Origin of the sequence: Cupriavidus basilensis (genome assembly GCF_000876015.1) — a bacterium.
Classification (GTDB): Bacteria; Pseudomonadota; Gammaproteobacteria; order Burkholderiales; family Burkholderiaceae; genus Cupriavidus; species Cupriavidus basilensis_B.
The window spans coordinates 265,003-281,046 of the sequence record NZ_BBQM01000011.1; the positions used below are offsets into that span (position 1 = coordinate 265,003).

The following is a 16,044-nucleotide window of genomic DNA, read 5'->3' on the forward strand; positions in this document are numbered from 1 at the left end:
CTCACGGCCTTTGCCGGGCCGTCTTCCGGCCGCGCCGCGCGCATCTGTCACAATCCTGCCTGTGAGCGCCGGCGGCCTGCCCGCCGGCGCGTGCCATACAGGATTGAAGGACGATGCCCTATCTCGGAATTGGTTTCCACGTCATCGTGGCGCTGTATTTTGCCGTCCACGCGGTGCGCACCCAGCAGAACATGTACTGGCTGCTGATCTTGTTCCTGTTCCCCGGGCTGGGCAGCGTGGTGTATTTCTTCGCCATCTACCTGCCGGCGCTGCGCCAGACGCGCGGCGCGCGCGCCGCCACGCGCGCCATCGGGCAACTGGTGGACCCCAACCGCGCCGTGCGCGAGGCGCGCGCCGCGTTCGACCGCGCGCCGACGGTGGATCACCGCATGCGCCTGGGCGCGGCATTGCTGGACGCGGACGAGCCCAAGGAGGCGCTGCAGCACTACGAGGCCGCCGCCAGCGGCCCCTTCGCCAGCGACCCGGCGCTGCTGCTGGGGCTGGCCCGCGCGCAGTTCGCCACCGGCGGCCACGCCGCCGCCGCCGGCACGCTGGAGCGCCTGTTCGAGGCCCAGCCGCAGGCGCGCCAGCAGGCCGATCCGGCCTTGCTGTATGCGCGCGCGCTGGCCGCGGCCGACGCGCCCGGCACGCGCGCCGCGTTCGAGCAGGCGCTGGCCTGCGCCAGCGACGCCGCCGCGCGCTGCCTGTTCGCCGACTGGCTGGGCGCGCGCCCGGACGCGGCCGACCGCGAGCGCGCCCGGGCGCTGTACGCCGACATCGTGCACGACGGCAAGCACTGGCCGCGCCACGCGCGCGAGCACAACCGCGAATGGCTGCAACGCGCGCAGGGCGCGCTCGGCAAGTCCTGACGGCGGCCGTTTGGCGGCCGCTTGGCAGCCGTTTCCGCGCCGTTGCCGATTCCTGATCGTCCGGTGCCGCGTCCCGCCCGGGCGGCGCGCCTGTTCGCATTCCGCATTCCGCATTTCCCTGGACCGACATGACCCTCCTGAAACGCAAATCCATCGAAGCCGTGGCCTCGCGCCGCCCCGCGCGCGGCGAGCGCGCCGAACGTAATGAACGCAATGAACGCAATGAACGCAGCGAGCGCAAGGCGCGCGAGGAAAAGCGCATGACCCCGCGCTTCGCGCCGGTGACGTTCTCCGAGATGGACGGCGTGCGCTACCTGCACTTCGGCACCGAGTGGGTGCAGGGCGCGATGCGCCTGCGCAAGCCCGACGCCATCGAGCTGGAGTACGCCCAGCAGATGATGGCGTGGCTGCTGTTCCTGTCGCCGTCGGCGCCGGACTTCCACGTCGCGCAGCTGGGCCTGGGCGCGGCGGCGCTGACCAAGTTCTGCCACCGCCAGTTCAGCCGCGCGCGCGTCACCGCGGTGGAGCTGAACCCGGCCGTGATCGTGGCCGGGCGCAGCATGTTCGGCCTGCGCGAGGACGACGCGCGCCTGACCGTGCGCGAGCAGGATGCCTGGGACTACGTGATGGACAGCGCCCACACCGCGGCGCTCGACGTGCTGCAGGTCGATCTCTACGACGCCACCGCGCGCGGCCCGGTGCTCGACACCACGGCGTTCTACAAGGCGTGCCGCCGCGTGCTCAAGGCGCCCGGCGTGATGACCATCAACCTGTTCGGCGACCACGACAGCTTCCCCAAGAACATCGTGCGCATCTGCGAGGCCTTCGACGACCGCGTGCTGGTGTTCCCGGAAGTGCACGACGGCAACGTGATCGCGCTGGCCTTCAACGGCCCCGCGATCGACGTGTCGTGGGAAGTGCTGGCGCTGCGCGCGAAGGTGGTCGAGGAAGCGACCGGCCTGCCGGCGCGCGCGTGGGTGAAGGGATTGCGGGCGGCCAACGCCCGCCAGGAAGAGCGGCTGAAGATCTGAACCCCGGCCGCTCCGGCGGGCATCGCCCGCCTGCGGCCTACTGCTTGTGGAAGAACTGCGCCAGCGACCACTCGTCGGTGCGCGCCTCGTACTTCAGGTCCTTGCGCATCGCCCACATCGCCAGCTGGCTGTGCGACGGGATGATGGCATGGTCGGCCAGCGCGAACCGGGCCGCGGCGCGGGCGTTTTCCTCGCGCGCCTTGTCGCTGCTCACGGTGGTGAGCGATTTCTCGATCAGCTGGTCGAGCTGCGCGTTGCCGTACTTGCCCCAGTTCCAGGTGCCGTAGCCGGTCTTGGCGTTGGGCGTGCCGGTGATCGAGCGCAGCGCCACGTCGGCCGCGGCCGAGCCCCAGCCCAGCATCTCGAAGGCGAAGTCGCCCTGGCGCGCGCGCGTGAAGTAGGCCGCCACGGGCAGCGTTTCCACCTTGGTCTGGATGCCGATGCGCGTGAGCATGCTGGCGGTGGCCTGCGCCACGGCGGCGTCGTTCAGGTAGCGGTTGTTGGTGGCGTGCAGCGTGAGGCCGAAGCCGTCCGGGTAGCCGGCCGCGGCCAGCAGCTTTTTGGCGCCTTCGGGATCGTAGGCGTCGGGCTTGGTGCCCGGATGGCCGAAGATCTGCGGCGAGACGATCGACGAGGCCGGCACCGCCAGCCCTTCCATGATGCGGCTGACGATGGCGTCGCGGTTCAGGGCGTGGCTGATCGCGGCGCGCACGCGCGCGTCCTTGAACGGGTTCTTGCCGAGCGGCTTGCCGGCCTTGTCGGTGACGAACGGCGGGTTGTCGCGCGACTGGTCCATCTGCCAGAAGATGGTGCGCCACGAGACCTGCTGCTCGATGCGGAACTTGGGGTTCTGCCTGAGCCTGGCCACGTCGGCCGAGGGCACGCTTTCGATCACGTCCACGTCGCCGGCCAGCAGCGCCGCGCTGCGCGCGCCGTTGTCGGTGAGGATGCGGAAGATGGCGCGGTCCCATTCGGGCTTGGGCCCCCAGTAGTCGGGGTTCTTCGCCATCACGATTTCCTGGCCGCGCGCGAAGCGCACGAACTTGAACGGCCCGGTGCCGATCATGGCCTTGCCGGAGTCGAAGTCGGCCTGGCTCAGCGTGGCCGCCACCTTCTTCGGCATGATCGGCACGCTGTTGAGGTCGTTGGCGAGGTTGGCGTAGTTGGGCACGCTCATGGTCAGGCGCACGGTGAGCGGGTCGGGCGTGTCGATGCGCGCGATCGGCTTGGTGTAGCTGGTAAACGAGCCGGGGCTGTTGACCAGTTTCTCGGGGCGCTCGAGCGAGGCCTTGACGTCCTCGCTGGTAAACGGCGCGCCGTCGTGCCATTTCACGTTGGGGCGCAGCTTGATTTCCCAGGTGATGGCGTTGACCGGCTTCCACGACAGCGCCAGCCCGGGAATGTAGCGGGCGTTCTTGTCCATGAACACCAGCGACTCGAAGATATGCAGCGCGATGGCGTTGTTGGGGCCCGAGTTGTTCCACTGCGGGTCCATCGAGGTCACGTCGGCGGACAGGCCGATGCGCAGGTCCTCGGCCCGGGCCGCGCCGGCGGGCAGCATCAGCAGCGCGGCGGCGCCGAGCACCAGCGCCGTGGCGGCTTGCAGCAGCGCGCGGCGCGGCGTCGGGGCCGCCGGGCGGCGGGCGGGTTGGGGGAGGCGGTGGTTGGCGGTCATGGGATGCGCTCCTAGCACGGGCCGCGCGCTCCGCGCGTGGGCACGGGCGGGCGGCGGCGGGTTCTCAGAAGGGGGTGGCCGGCACGCGGCGCCGCCCGCGGCGAGGCGGCGAGCGGCGAGCGGGCGTGCGGCCGACCCGGCTGCCCGCATTGTGCCGCCAAAACGACATCGGCGTGCGATAGCCGCGGCATGTCCTCATGCTCGCCGCCGGCGCCGCGCCTGTCCACCGGCGCGGCGGCCAGCCGGTAGAATCGCGCCCATGTTCGCCAATTCCCGCACCATCACCTCGGCCCAGGCCGATGTCCACGACCATCTCGCCGCGCGCGTGGCCCGCCACCTCGCCGAGCCGTTCCGCAAGCCGATCGGCGAGCCAAGCCGGCGCGCGCTCGATCTTGCGCTGCAGCAATGGCAGCGCGCCGGGGCCGCACCGCTGATCCTCGACGCCGGCTGCGGCGTGGGCGAGAGCACGCTGCGGCTGGCCACGGCGTTTCCGGACCACTTCGTGATCGGCGTGGACCAGTCCGAGAAGCGGCTGGCCGGCGGCAAGGACTGGTGGGACGGGCCGCTGCCGGCCAACTTCACCTGGGCGCGGGCCGACCTCGTCGACGTCTGGCGCCTGCTGCAGGCCGAACATGTGCCGGTGGCGCGCCATTACGTGCTCTATCCCAATCCGTGGCCCAAGATCGGCCACTTCGGGCGGCGCTGGCAGGGCCACGCGGTGTTCCCGGCGCTGGCCGCCTGCGGCGGCTACCTGGAGTGCCGCAGCAACTGGCAGGTCTACATCGACGAGTTCGCCCAGGCGCTGGCGCTGGTGGGGCGGCCGGCGGCGGTCGAGCCGTGGCGGCCGGCCGAGGCCATCACGCCGTTCGAGCGCAAGTACGCGGCCTCGGGCCACGCGCTGTGGCGCTGCGTGAGCCCGCCGCCGGCCTGACCGGCCCCCGTCAACGAAAACGGCCCGCGCAAGGCGGGCCGTCGGCGAACGAGCGGGGAAGGGGCGCGCTCAGTGGAACAGCGGCTGCTGCGTCGGCGCGTCCTCGGGCAGTTCGGCGTGCACGATCTCGCCCGAGCGGTCGGCGTAGAGCGGCGTGCCGCAGTCTTCGCAATACTCGGGGTCGAACAGCGCGGCGTGGCGGAAGATGTCTTCCACGCCGGCGTTGCGCAGCTCCTCGCAGATCTGCTCGAGCGGGTTGTCCTTGTCGGTGGCGTCGATCTCGCCGGACTCGCGGCCGTAGACCGGCCAGACGATGCCGTAGATCACGTCCTTCTCGCCGCGCATGGTGAAGCCGACGCGGTATTCCTCGACCTCCTCCTCGCCGAAGGCGGCCACCACCGCGGCCATCTGGCCGGCGGGCACGTCGAGCGTGCCGCACAGGTAGTTGACCGCCGCGCGCACGGTGAGCGGGCGGATGCTCTTGTCCGATTCGCGGCAGGACAGGAAGAAGGCGTCCGGCAGCAGCAGCTCGAACTCGCAGCCCGGCAGCAGCAGCGCGATCGACGGCTGCACCTGGGTGCGCCACTGCTCGAGGCACATCGAGCGCTCGGCGTGGTGGTCCTTGGCGTCTTCCTGCCAGCGGAACAGGGCCTGCTCGTGCGGCGCCACCACCACCGCCAGCAGGTAGCGCGGGTCGGCCAGGATCGGCGCGGTTTCCGGCAGGTCGCGCAGGTCGACCTTGGGCGTGGCGCCGGACATCGCCGCCGACACCAGCTTGTAGGTCAGCGCGAAAGTGTCGCTGTGCGTGCGCGGGAGCTGGTCGATGCTGTACAGGTAGGGCGAGAGCGCCATGCGCGTGCCCGCGGCCAGCACGTGCGCCTGCAGGTGCACCGACAGCGTCTGCGCCAGCTCGGGCTTGAGCGCGCCCGAGGGAATGGCGTAGCGCGTGTGGGCGAGGATGGGCGCGGCGATCAGCAGGGCATCGTAGCTGACACCGTCGATGTCGACGGTGGCGGATTCGGCCAGGGTCTCGGCTTGCTCGGCCAGCACGTCGGAGGCGTCGGCGTTGTGCTTGAACAGGTGTTCGAGCGCCGCGTCGAGCGCGGACTGGCTGCCGTTCTTCAGCAGCCGGCCCAGGCGTTGCGAGAGCCGCCGCTCCCAGTACCCGTCCTCCATGCGGCTGCCCGAGGCATCGAGCGCGAGCGCATCGGCCACCAGACGCTCGGCGTCAGGCGAAAGACGTTGGGAAGCCTTGGGGCGAAAACCTGCCATAAGTCGAGATCATCCGTTTTTCGGTAAAACGGTATTCTACTCGCTACGTTGACAAAACATGGCGTGCGCCGCCGCATGGGCGCCGCCGGGCGCGGGCGGGGCAGTGCCGCCCGCGCGCTGGCCGGGCATCCGGCCCGATATGCGCCGGGATGCCGGTCCCGATGCCGCCTATTTCTGCGCGGGCGGCTGCGGGGTTTCGGGCGCGTGGCTTTCCACGCTGTGCTGCTCGCCGCCGATGGAAATGTCGCCGCCGCCCTTGGTGAGCAGGTAGAGCGCCGCGCCGGCGATGACGACGAATGCGATGAAGATCTTTGCCATGTTTGTCTCCGGGATGGGATGCGTGTCGGAAGCCGCCGCGCGCGGTGCTTTCTTGTTGTTGATGGCAGTGTCGCAGCGCAGGCTTGCGTGGAACTTACACAGGCCGGCGGCCGGGCCACCATCCGCCAGGCGGCGCCTGCGGCGCTTTCGGGAACGAAAAAGCCGCTGGCCGCGTACCTCCCGGGGGAGGCGCGGCCAGCGGCTTCGGACCCTGCCGGCAAGCCCCGCGAGGGGGCCGTCCGCTCAGGCGGCCAGCAGCTGGCGCAGCACGAACGGCAGGATGCCGCCGTGGTTGTAGTAGTCGACCTCGATCGGGGTGTCGATGCGCAGCAGCACCGGCACGCGCTGCACGTCGCCGTTGACGCGCTTGATCACCAGCGTGACGTCCTGCTGCGGCTTCAGTTCGCCCTCGATGCCTTCGATGTCGAAGGTCTCGTTGCCGATGATGCCGAGCGTCTGCACGCTGTCGTTGCCCTTGAACTGCAGCGGCAGCACGCCCATGCCGACCAGGTTGGAGCGGTGGATGCGCTCGAAGCTGCGCGTGATCACGGCCTTGACGCCGAGCAGCTGCGTGCCCTTGGCCGCCCAGTCGCGCGACGAGCCGGTGCCGTATTCCTCGCCGCCGAACACCACGGTGGGCGTGCCTTCGGCGATGTACTGCATGGCGGCGTCGTAGATCGACATTTCCTCGCCGGAAGGCTGGTGCAGCGTGACGCCGCCTTCCACGCGCGAGCCGTCGGGCTTGACCGGCAGCATCAGGTTCTTGATGCGCACGTTGGCGAAGGTGCCGCGCATCATGACTTCATGGTTGCCGCGGCGCGAGCCGTAGCTGTTGAAGTCCGCCTTGAGCACGCCGTTGGCCTGCAGGTACTTGCCCGCGGGCGAGGATTCCTTGATCGAGCCGGCCGGCGAGATGTGGTCGGTGGTCACGGAGTCGCCGAATACGCCGAGCGCGCGCGCGTTGCGCACGCTCGCCTGGGTCGCGGCCGGCTCCATGCCGAAGTCCTGGAAGAAGGGCGGCTCGGCGATGTAGGTGGACGCGGGCCAGTCGTAGACCTGGCCCTTGGTGCCCTTGACCTTGGCCCACAGCTTGCTCGGCTTCTTGACCTGCTCGTAGTTGGTGCGGAACACGTCGGCGTTCATGGCGAACTTGAGCAGGGCGTGGATTTCCTCCGAGCTCGGCCAGATGTCGCCCAGGTAGATCTCGCGGCCGCCCTTGCCGGTGCCGACCGGCTCGGTCATCAGGTCGCGCGTGACGTTGCCGGCGATGGCGTAGGCCACCACCAGCGGCGGCGAGGCCAGGAAGTTGGCGCGGATGTTCGGGTGGATGCGCGCCTCGAAGTTGCGGTTGCCGGACAGCACCGCGGCGGCCACGAGGTCGTTCTTGGTGATGGCCTCGTTCAGTTCCGGCGTGAGGTCGCCGGCGTTGCCGATGCAGGTGGTGCAGCCGTAGGCGGTCACGCCGAAGCCCAGCTTTTCCAGGTACGGCAGCAGGCCGGTGGCCTGCAGGTATTCCGTCACCACGCGGCTGCCGGGGGCGAGCGAGGTCTTGATGTGCGGCGCCACCTTGAGGCCGGCCTCCACCGCCTTCTTGGCCAGCAGGCCCGCGGCCAGCAGCACGCTCGGGTTGGAGGTGTTGGTGCAGGAGGTGATGGCGGCGATCAGCACGTCGCCGTTCTTCACGTCGACGCCGTTGCTCGTGGTGTAGGTCTTGTCCAGCTCGGCGATGTCCTTGTTGAAGCCGTTCTCGGCCACCGGCTTGGCGAACAGCGAGGCGAAGGTGGCCTTGACGCTGCCGATCTCGATGCGGTCCTGCGGGCGCTTTGGGCCGGCCAGCGAGGGGGTCACGCTGCCGAGGTCGAGCGTGAGCACCTTGGTGTAGTCGATGTCGCCGGCCTTGGGCACGCCGAACATCTCCTGGGCGCGGAAATAGCCCTCGAACGCGGCGATCTCCTCGGCCGTGCGGCCGGTGCCCTTGAAGTAGTCGATGGTCTTCTCGTCGACCGGGAAGAAACCCATCGTGGCGCCGTACTCGGGCGCCATGTTGCCGATGGTGGCGCGGTCCGGCAGCGCCAGGCTGGCGGTGCCCTCGCCGAAGAACTCGACGAACTTGCCGACCACCTTTTCGCGGCGCAGCATCTCGGTGATGGTGAGCACCAGGTCGGTGGCCGTGACGCCTTCGCGCAGGCGGCCCTTGAGCTCCACGCCGACCACGTCCGGCGTCAGGAAATAGACCGGCTGGCCCAGCATGCCGGCTTCCGCCTCGATGCCGCCCACGCCCCAGCCGACCACGCCGATGCCGTTGATCATGGTGGTGTGGCTGTCGGTGCCGACCAGGGTGTCCGGGTAGTACACGCCGTCCTTCTTGTGCACGCCGCGCGCCAGGTATTCGAGGTTGACCTGGTGCACGATGCCGAAGCCCGGCTGCACCACGCCGAAGGTGTCGAACGCCTGCATGCCCCACTTCATGAACTGGTAGCGCTCGTTGTTGCGCTGGAATTCCAGCTGCATGTTGAGGTCGAGCGCCTTCTTCTCGCGGAAGTGGTCGATCTGCACGGAGTGGTCGACCACCAGGTCCACCGGCACCAGCGGCTCGATCTTCTTGGGGTTCTTGCCCATCTTCTCGGCCACGTTGCGCATGGCGGCCAGGTCGGCCAGCAGCGGCACGCCGGTGAAGTCCTGCAGCACCACGCGCGCCACCACGAACGGGATCTCGTCCACGCGCTCGGCCACCGGCTTCCAGCTGGCGAGCTGCCTGACGTGTTCCTCGGTGACTTTCTTGCCGTCGCAGTTGCGCAGCACCGATTCGAGCACCACGCGGATCGATACCGGCAGGCGTTCGATGGCGACGCCGAGCGCCTTGCCCAGTTGCGGCAGGGAATAGTACTGGCCCTTGAGGCCCGGGCTGATCTTGAATTCTTTCAGAGTCTTATTGAGATTGTGGGGCATTGCCTTACTCCATTCGAAAGATGGTGCGGACTGGCTTGATTCGTAAATCCGTCATTCGTGCTGCGGCCGCCGGCGGGGGCGCCATGCTGATGCCTGCTGCTTTTTTTCTTGCTTCTCTGCTTCCCTGTTTCCCCGATCGTGCCGCCGGCCGTGCTGCCGATTCTATTGCCGGCCACCGCATGCTGTCTTGCGCAGACGAGGCCAGGCCAACGTTTGCACCGCGTCGATTGTAGGGCAAGCCGGCGCCCGGCGCGCGCCCGCGGTGCTCAGATGACGTACAGATCCACGTACTCGTGGACCGGCATCGCCTCCAGGCGCGCCTGGTCCAGCGATACCGCCAGGATGGCCTGCTGCTGGCGCTCCGGGAAGCGGCGCGCGAGGTTGGTCCTGAACTTCTCCACCAGCAGCGGGATGCCCTCTGCGCGGCGGCGCCGGTGGCCGAGCGGGTAGGTCGCCAGCACCTCGGGCAGCACCGTGCCGTCGTTCAGCTCCACGGTCAGCCCGTTGGCGATCGCGCGCTTGTCGGGGTCGTGGTAGTCGGCGGTGAAGGCGGGGTCTTCCACGCAGGCGATCCTGGCGCGCAGCGCGTCGATGCGCGGGTCGGCGGCGATGCGGTCCTCGTAGTCGCCGGCGGTCAGGCGGCCGAACAGCAGCGGCACGGCGACCATGTACTGGATGCAGTGGTCGCGGTCGGCCGGGTTGGCCAGCGGGCCGGTCTTGTCGATGATGCGGATGCAGGCTTCGTGGGTGCGGATGGTGATGCGCCGGATGTCGGCGGCCGTCCTGCCGGCGGCGGCGAGCCGGCCGTGCAGGGTCATGGCCGCCTCCACCGCGGTCTGCGCGTGGAATTCCGCCGGGTAGGCGATCTTGAACAGCACGTTCTCCATCACGTAGGTGCCGTAGGGGCGCTGGAAGCGCAACGGCTGGCCCTTGAACAGCACGTCGTAGAAGCCCCAGCCCCGGGCGGTGAGCACCGAGGGGTAGCCCATCTCGCCGGTGCGGGCCATCAGGGCCAGGCGCACGGCGCGGCTGGTGGCGTCGCCGGCGGCCCAGCTCTTGCGGCTGCCGGTGTTGGGGGCGTGGCGGTAGGTGCGCAGCGACTGGCCGTCGACCCACGCCAGCGAGACCGCGTTGATGATCTCCTCGCGCGCCAGGCCCAGCATGTGCGCGACCACGGCGGTGGAGGCCACCTTGACCAGCACCACGTGGTCCAGGCCGACCTTGTTGAACGAGTTTTCCAGCGCGATGCAGCCCTGGATCTCGTGGGCCTTGATCATGGCCGCGAGCACCTGCTTCATGGCCAGCGGCTTGCGGCCGGCGGCCACGTGGTTGCGCGACAGCCAGTCGGCCGTGGCGAGGATGCCGCCGAGGTTGTCCGACGGGTGGCCCCATTCGGCGGCCAGCCAGGTGTCGTTGAAGTCGAGCCAGCGGATCATGGCGCCGATGCTGAAGGCGGCCTGTACCGGGTCGAGCTGGAACTGGGTGCCCGGCACCCGGGCGCCGTTGGGCACCACCGTGCCCGGCACGATGGGGCCCAGCAGCTTGGTGCAGGCGGGGTAGGACAAGGCTTCCAGGCCGCAGCCGAGGGTGTCGATCAGGCAGTTGCGGGCCGTGTCGAAGGCCAGCGCGCTCTTGATCTGGTAGCCGGTCACGTAGTCGACGATGTCGGCCAGTACCTGATCGGGCTCCGGCCGGACGTTCGCAATAGGTGCAGACATGGGTCCCCTCGGGAATTTGTGCTGCCTGGTGCCTTTTTATGCCTTTCCGATACTGCCGATGACTGATGCTCCGCGATGTCGGTGCGACGCCCGCGCGGCGGCGTCGCGCGGCGTCACTTCTGCGCGGTGGCGGGCTGGCCGGCCTCGGCGGTGGCCGGCGCGGACGGCGGCGCCACCAGCAGCGGCGTGGCCACCGGCGCGCGCAGTGCGCCGGCCTGGGTCGGGGCGGAGCCGCCGGCCAGCATGTCGGCGGTCTGGCATTCGTCGGCCAGGCGCTGGCCGGCGTTCTTGTTGAACAGCATGGCCTTGCTCGGGATCACCACCAGGTCCATGCCGGAGCGGGCGTCGAAATAGCGGTCGGCGCCGGTCACGGTGGACTGGCGCGGCAGGCGGTATTCCTTGCCCTCCCAGTTCACGGCGATGACTTCGTCGCGCAGCATGTTGCCGCTGATGTAGAGGGAGTGGCCCAGTTCGCACTGCCATTTCTCGCCGGCCGGCACGGCCGGGACTTCCTTGGCAGCGACGGTTGCCTTCTTCTTGGGGGCGGCCTTGTGGGCGGGCGCCTTCTTGGCGGGAGCGGCCTTCTTGGCCGGTTCCTGGGCCATCGCAACGCCGGCGGAGGTCAGCGAAAAGGCGCCGATGCAGGCGGCGAGGACGAGATGCTTCATTCTGTGGGTTCCTTCATGGTTGGGTCAAAGGCGGGTGACGGGGGCCAGGGGCCGGCAGCCACATATCCGCCGCTATTCTCTACGATTTGAAAGTCCGGGCGAAGCACACCTTCCATTGGTTACACAATTCCGCCGCCGCACGCGCCTTGCCGTGCACAGCGCGGCGTTGCCGGCGGCCACGCCCGACAGGGCGACGGATTTCTTGGGCTTCGGGGTTGGCCGCGGGGCGGGCTGCTGCTCTGGCATCGCGTCTCCTGTCTGTTGGCGGGGCGGTCGGCGGTCTGGCGGGCGGGCCGCCGCGGTCATGGAAAGAAGCAGTCCAGCACCGTGCCCGGCAGACGCGCGCCGGTGGCGTGGGCGCGCTGCAGCAGCGACCAGTAATAGCGGTAGCTGGCGCGGTCGTGGAGCTGGCCCTGGTGCCGGATCGGCGCCCAGTTGTTTTCGTAGGCGGCCAGCAGGATCTCGCTGGCCGTGCCGATCTCCGCGCCGCTCGGGCGGAAGGCCGCCACGATCGGCCCGATCTGGCTCGGGTGGATGCTCCACTTGCGCAGGTAGCCGAATTCGGCGCGCGCGCGCAGGGCGTCCTCGCCGGCGCGCTCGGGCTGGGCGATGTCGGTGCTGACGTTGTGCGAGGGCACCTTGCCGTAGCGGTGGCAGGCGGCGGAGATCTCCAGCATGGCGCGCCGGATCAGCGGGTGCTCGAACTGCTGCGGCGAGCGCATGGCCTCGCCCGGGATCGCGCCGTGGTGGGCCGAGACGAAATCCATCAGGCCGAAGCTCAGGCATTCGACCTGCACCAGGCGGGCGATGTCGAAGACCTGCTCGAGCGCCGCGTGTGTCTCGATCAGCACATGAATCGGGATGTGGCGGGCAATGCCGGCGGCGCGCGCCACCTGGTTGACGTGGTCGGTCACGCGCGCGACCTCGACCACGTCGGCCACCTTGGGCACGACCACGTAGGCCAGGCGCGCGCCGGCGCTGCCGACCAGGATGTCGACGTCGGCGCGCCAGGCCGGGTGGGCCGGGTCGTGGATGCGCACGCCGACGCGGTTGAAGCGGTTCTGCGGGCCGTTGACGAGGCGCGCGCACAGTTCGGCGTGCTCGCGCTCGAGGCCGACGGCGGCGCCGTCCTCGCAGTCGAGGGTGATGTCGAAGACCGGCCCAAGCTCTTGCTGCAGGGCCAGCGATTTCAGCATCAGCTTCTCATTGCCGGCGTAGTGGTCGCACACCGGCAGTTGGGCCGCAATGGCTTCGCCCTGGAACAAGACCTCGGAGGGGTGCACGTTATGGATTCTTTTCGAGGTGGGAGGGCCGGGCGGCGCGGGCATGAAAAAAGCCGGAGCCCGCGCCGATCCGTGAATCGTTGCGGGGCTCCGGCCTGGTCATCGGCGCTGCCTGGGACTGGATCTGAAGCGGATCAGCCGAGCAGGTGCTGCACGCCGGCCTTTTCTTCTTCCAGTTCCTTCAGGGTGATGTTGATCTTTTCCTGGCTGTAGGCGTCGATCTCCAGACCCTTGACGATCTCGTACTTGCCGTTGGCGGTGGTCACCGGGTAGCCGAACATGGTGTCGGCCGGGATGCCGTACTCGCCGTTCGACGGGATGCCCATCGTGACGATCTTGCCGTTGGTGCCCAGCACCCAGTCGCGCACGTGGTCGATGGCGGCGTTGGCGGCCGAGGCGGCCGACGACAGGCCGCGCGCCTCGATGATGGCGGCGCCGCGCTTGCCGACGGTCGGCAGGAACACGTCGTTGTTCCAGGCGTGGTCGTTGATCAGGTCCTTGACGCTCTGGCCGTCGACGGTGGCGTAGCGGTAGTCGGCGTACATGGTCGGGCTGTGGTTGCCCCACACGAACAGCTTCTCGATCGACGAGACCGGCTTGCCGATCTTGGCGGCGATCTGCGACAGCGCGCGGTTGTGATCGAGGCGCAGCATGGCGGTGAAGCTTTCGCGCGGCAGGTTCGGCGCCGACTTCATGGCGATGTAGGCGTTGGTGTTGGCCGGGTTGCCGACCACCAGCACCTTGATGTCGCGGCTGGCGACTTCGTTCAGCGCCTTGCCCTGCACCGTGAAGATCTGGGCGTTGGCTTCGAGCAGGTCCTTGCGCTCCATGCCCTTGCTGCGCGGGCGGGCGCCGACCAGCAGGGCCACGTTGGCGTCCTTGAAGGCGACCTTGGGATCATCGGTGATCACCACGCCTGCCAGCAGCGGGAACGCGCAGTCTTCCAGTTCCATCACGACGCCCTTGACGGCGGCCTGGGCTTGCGGGAGGTCGAGCAGTTGGAGGATGACCGGCTGGTCTTTGCCCAGCATGTCGCCGTTGGCGATACGGAACAGCAGGGAATAGCCGATCTGGCCAGCGGCGCCGGTCACTGCGACGCGCATTGGGGCTTTAGCCATGAGTACATCTCCAAACGAAAAGAGGGGGAAACTGGACAGTGTCGCGCCGGACGGTGGTCCGGACGTCACCGGGTGCGGGTTCGTCGCCACGGCGGCAGGCGGCAGTCCGCCGGCGCGCTGGGAGCGATGCCGACTGGAGTGAGCCACAACGGGTCATGGGGTGCGACAAGGCGTAAGTCTACTGCGAAGAGGGGTGCCGTATCCAGAGCGGTGCCGGCGTCGAAACCAGCGGGAGTGTAGGCGCCCATATCTGCAATGTCAATTCATATGTCTTATATAAGACATAAGACATTTGATGCCGCGCTGGACGCCCTCCGCCGTTTTGTGGTGAAATTCGGCTATGTCATCCCTGCCCACGCCCCTCGTTGGTACTGCCGTTGCCGCAGCGCAGGATAACGGCGCCGCTACGTCCGGCGCCGGAGCGCAATCGCCCGTCGCGGCGGTTTCGCCCACGTTCAGCCCCCTTTACCAGCAGATCAAGGCGCTCATCACCCAGAGCCTGCAGTCCGGCGAATGGAAGCCGGGGGAGATGATCCCCAGCGAGATGGACCTGGCGGCCCGCTACAAGGTCAGCCAGGGCACCGTGCGCAAGGCCATCGACGAGCTCGCCGCCGAGAACCTGGTGGCGCGCCGCCAGGGCAAGGGCACCTTCGTCACGACCCATCACGAGGATGGCGTCAAGTTCCGTTTCCTGCGTCTCGTGCCCGATGAGGGCGAGCCGCACTATGGCGCGAGCCAGGTGCTGGAGTGCAAGCGCCTGCGCGCCCCGGCCGAGATCGCCCGCCTGCTCGACATCCGCACCGGCGACAGCGTGGTGCAGATCCGCCGCGTGCTGTTCTTCTCCGGCGAGCCCACCGTGCTGGACGAGATCTGGCTGCTGGGCACCAATTTCAAAGGCCTGACCGCGGAGAAGCTGACCGAGTGGAAGGGCCCGATGTACGCATTGTTCGAGGCCGAGTTCGGCACCCGCATGATCCGGGCCTCGGAAAAGATCCGCGCGGTGGCCGCCGATGCCGCCACCGCCGCCCTGCTGTCCGTGGAGGCCGGCACGCCGCTGCTGTCCGTCGAGCGTGTCTCCTTCACCTACGGCGATCGCCCCGTCGAAGTCCGGCGCGGTTTGTATGTCACTACCCGGCACTATTATCAGAACGATTTGAGCTAGCTGCCGAGTGGTTATCCCGGATGATTATTGCTGTCGTCGCGATGATGGCTGCCCGCCGTTGCGCCGAAGCAGGGAAATATTACGCCGTGGCGTAGCCGCGTGCGATTGTCGGGCACGCCATGTTGGTGCGCGATAGCTGAAAATTATTGGTGCGCCGCGCAACAAAGGCGCTAAAATTATGTGGATTTGCTCCAACTGCATTCATTTGCATGCAGGGCATTGAGTAGTTTCGTTTTTTGTTTACCGCAAAATGGGGTCTCGCATGGCTGAAGCCGTCAAACAAGCCAGGCCGGAGTTCCGGAACATCCATGTCACGCAGCTAGCGCGTTACAGGTTGCCCTGGGCCGGCAAGGTGTCCATCCTGCATCGCGCGAGCGGTGCCCTGATGTTCCTCCTCCTTCCTTTCGTGCTCTATCTGTTCGAGCAAAGCGTCACCTCGGAACTGAGCTTCGCAAAGTTCTCGGCGCTTCTGTCCGGCGGCTTCGTCAAGCTGGTTCTGCTGGTCCTGATCTGGGGCTACCTGCACCATTTCTGCGCCGGCATCCGTTTCCTGCTGCTCGACGTGCACGTCGGCGTGACCAAGCCCGCCTCGGCCAAGTCCGCCGTCGCCGTGCTGGTCGTCAGCCTGTTGCTCACCGCGATTTTCGGCCTGAAGCTGTTCGGCCTGTTTTGAGGAGAGTCAAGGTGGCAAATAATAATATCGGTCCCAAGCGTCTTGTCGTCGGTGCGCACTACGGTCTGAAAGACTGGCTCCTGCAGCGCGTCACCGCGGTCATCATGGTGGTCTTCACCGTCGTGCTGGCGATTTCCTTCCTGCTCTCGAACGGCGCTTCCTACGAAGCGTGGGCGGGTCTCTTCTCCAATCAGTGGATGAAGGTCATCACGTTCCTCACCATCCTGTCGCTGCTGTTCCATGCCTGGATCGGCGTGCGCGACATCTGGATGGACTATGTGAAGCCGATGGCCGTGCGCCTCGTGCTGCAAGTTCTTACGATTCTGTGGCTCGTCGGTTGTGCGAGCTACGCTGCTCAGATTCTCTGGAGGGTGTAA

14 protein-coding genes are annotated in these 16,044 nt (G+C 68.2%); 6 read left to right on the forward strand and 8 right to left on the reverse strand.

The window, feature by feature from the left end:
* Positions 1 to 113: 113 nt before the first annotated feature.
* Entirely contained in the window at positions 114 to 869 is a 756-nt protein-coding gene (locus KF708C_RS07440; protein WP_059411340.1) for a tetratricopeptide repeat protein, read from the forward strand.
* A 128-nt stretch (positions 870 to 997) separates the two neighbouring features.
* A complete protein-coding gene (locus KF708C_RS07445) occupies positions 998 to 1,900 on the forward strand; it encodes a spermidine synthase (RefSeq protein ID WP_059411341.1) in 903 nt (300 codons plus the stop codon).
* 37 nt (positions 1,901 to 1,937) lie between these two features.
* On the opposite strand, the gene KF708C_RS07450 is transcribed toward KF708C_RS07445, so the two are convergent.
* On the reverse strand, positions 1,938 to 3,575 hold the full coding sequence (locus KF708C_RS07450; RefSeq protein ID WP_059411342.1) for an ABC transporter substrate-binding protein: 1,638 nt from the start codon (positions 3,573 to 3,575) through the stop codon (positions 1,938 to 1,940).
* Positions 3,576 to 3,834: 259 nt separating this feature from the next.
* On the opposite strand from KF708C_RS07450, the gene trmB reads away from it, so the two are divergent.
* Positions 3,835 to 4,506 carry a tRNA (guanine(46)-N(7))-methyltransferase TrmB gene (gene trmB / locus KF708C_RS07455; protein WP_197090326.1) on the forward strand — a complete coding sequence of 224 codons (672 nt, stop codon included), beginning with the start codon at positions 3,835 to 3,837 and terminating at the stop codon, positions 4,504 to 4,506.
* Between the two features lie 69 nt (positions 4,507 to 4,575).
* Here trmB and KF708C_RS07460 read toward each other — a convergent pair whose 3' ends face one another.
* The 7 genes from KF708C_RS07460 to KF708C_RS07485 all read right to left on the reverse strand — a co-directional run bounded on the left by KF708C_RS07460 (position 4,576) and on the right by KF708C_RS07485 (position 13,832).
* Complete coding sequence (locus tag KF708C_RS07460; RefSeq protein WP_029043139.1) at positions 4,576 to 5,778, reverse strand: DUF2863 family protein; 1,203 nt, start codon at positions 5,776 to 5,778, stop codon at positions 4,576 to 4,578.
* A gap of 168 nt (positions 5,779 to 5,946) precedes the next feature.
* Complete coding sequence (locus KF708C_RS36365) at positions 5,947 to 6,096, reverse strand: hypothetical protein (RefSeq protein WP_020200784.1); 150 nt, start codon at positions 6,094 to 6,096, stop codon at positions 5,947 to 5,949.
* Between the two features lie 243 nt (positions 6,097 to 6,339).
* Positions 6,340 to 9,045: an aconitate hydratase AcnA gene (acnA, locus tag KF708C_RS07465; RefSeq protein ID WP_059411343.1), complete on the reverse strand. Its 2,706-nt coding sequence runs from the start codon at positions 9,043 to 9,045 to the stop codon at positions 6,340 to 6,342.
* A gap of 266 nt (positions 9,046 to 9,311) precedes the next feature.
* A complete protein-coding gene (locus KF708C_RS07470; protein ID WP_059411344.1) occupies positions 9,312 to 10,763 on the reverse strand; it encodes a bifunctional 2-methylcitrate dehydratase/aconitate hydratase in 1,452 nt (483 codons plus the stop codon).
* Between the two features lie 113 nt (positions 10,764 to 10,876).
* Positions 10,877 to 11,431, reverse strand: a complete 555-nt coding sequence (locus KF708C_RS07475; protein ID WP_020200781.1) for a hypothetical protein — start codon at positions 11,429 to 11,431, stop codon at positions 10,877 to 10,879.
* 302 nt (positions 11,432 to 11,733) lie between these two features.
* Complete coding sequence (locus KF708C_RS07480) at positions 11,734 to 12,714, reverse strand: HpcH/HpaI aldolase/citrate lyase family protein (protein WP_059411345.1); 981 nt, start codon at positions 12,712 to 12,714, stop codon at positions 11,734 to 11,736.
* Positions 12,715 to 12,848: 134 nt separating this feature from the next.
* Positions 12,849 to 13,832 carry a malate dehydrogenase gene (locus KF708C_RS07485; protein WP_059411346.1) on the reverse strand — a complete coding sequence of 328 codons (984 nt, stop codon included), beginning with the start codon at positions 13,830 to 13,832 and terminating at the stop codon, positions 12,849 to 12,851.
* Between the two features lie 340 nt (positions 13,833 to 14,172).
* Here KF708C_RS07485 and KF708C_RS07490 point away from each other — a divergent pair, with 340 nt between their 5' ends.
* The 3 genes from KF708C_RS07490 (at position 14,173) to sdhD (ending at position 16,044) form a co-directional block, all read left to right on the forward strand.
* Positions 14,173 to 14,994 (forward strand): GntR family transcriptional regulator, encoded by an 822-nt coding sequence (locus KF708C_RS07490; RefSeq protein ID WP_029043136.1) that lies wholly within the window; start codon positions 14,173 to 14,175, stop codon positions 14,992 to 14,994.
* Positions 14,995 to 15,256: 262 nt separating this feature from the next.
* A complete protein-coding gene (sdhC, locus tag KF708C_RS07495) occupies positions 15,257 to 15,667 on the forward strand; it encodes a succinate dehydrogenase, cytochrome b556 subunit (protein WP_029043135.1) in 411 nt (136 codons plus the stop codon).
* 11 nt (positions 15,668 to 15,678) lie between these two features.
* Positions 15,679 to 16,044: a succinate dehydrogenase, hydrophobic membrane anchor protein gene (gene sdhD / locus KF708C_RS07500; protein WP_020200776.1), complete on the forward strand. Its 366-nt coding sequence runs from the start codon at positions 15,679 to 15,681 to the stop codon at positions 16,042 to 16,044.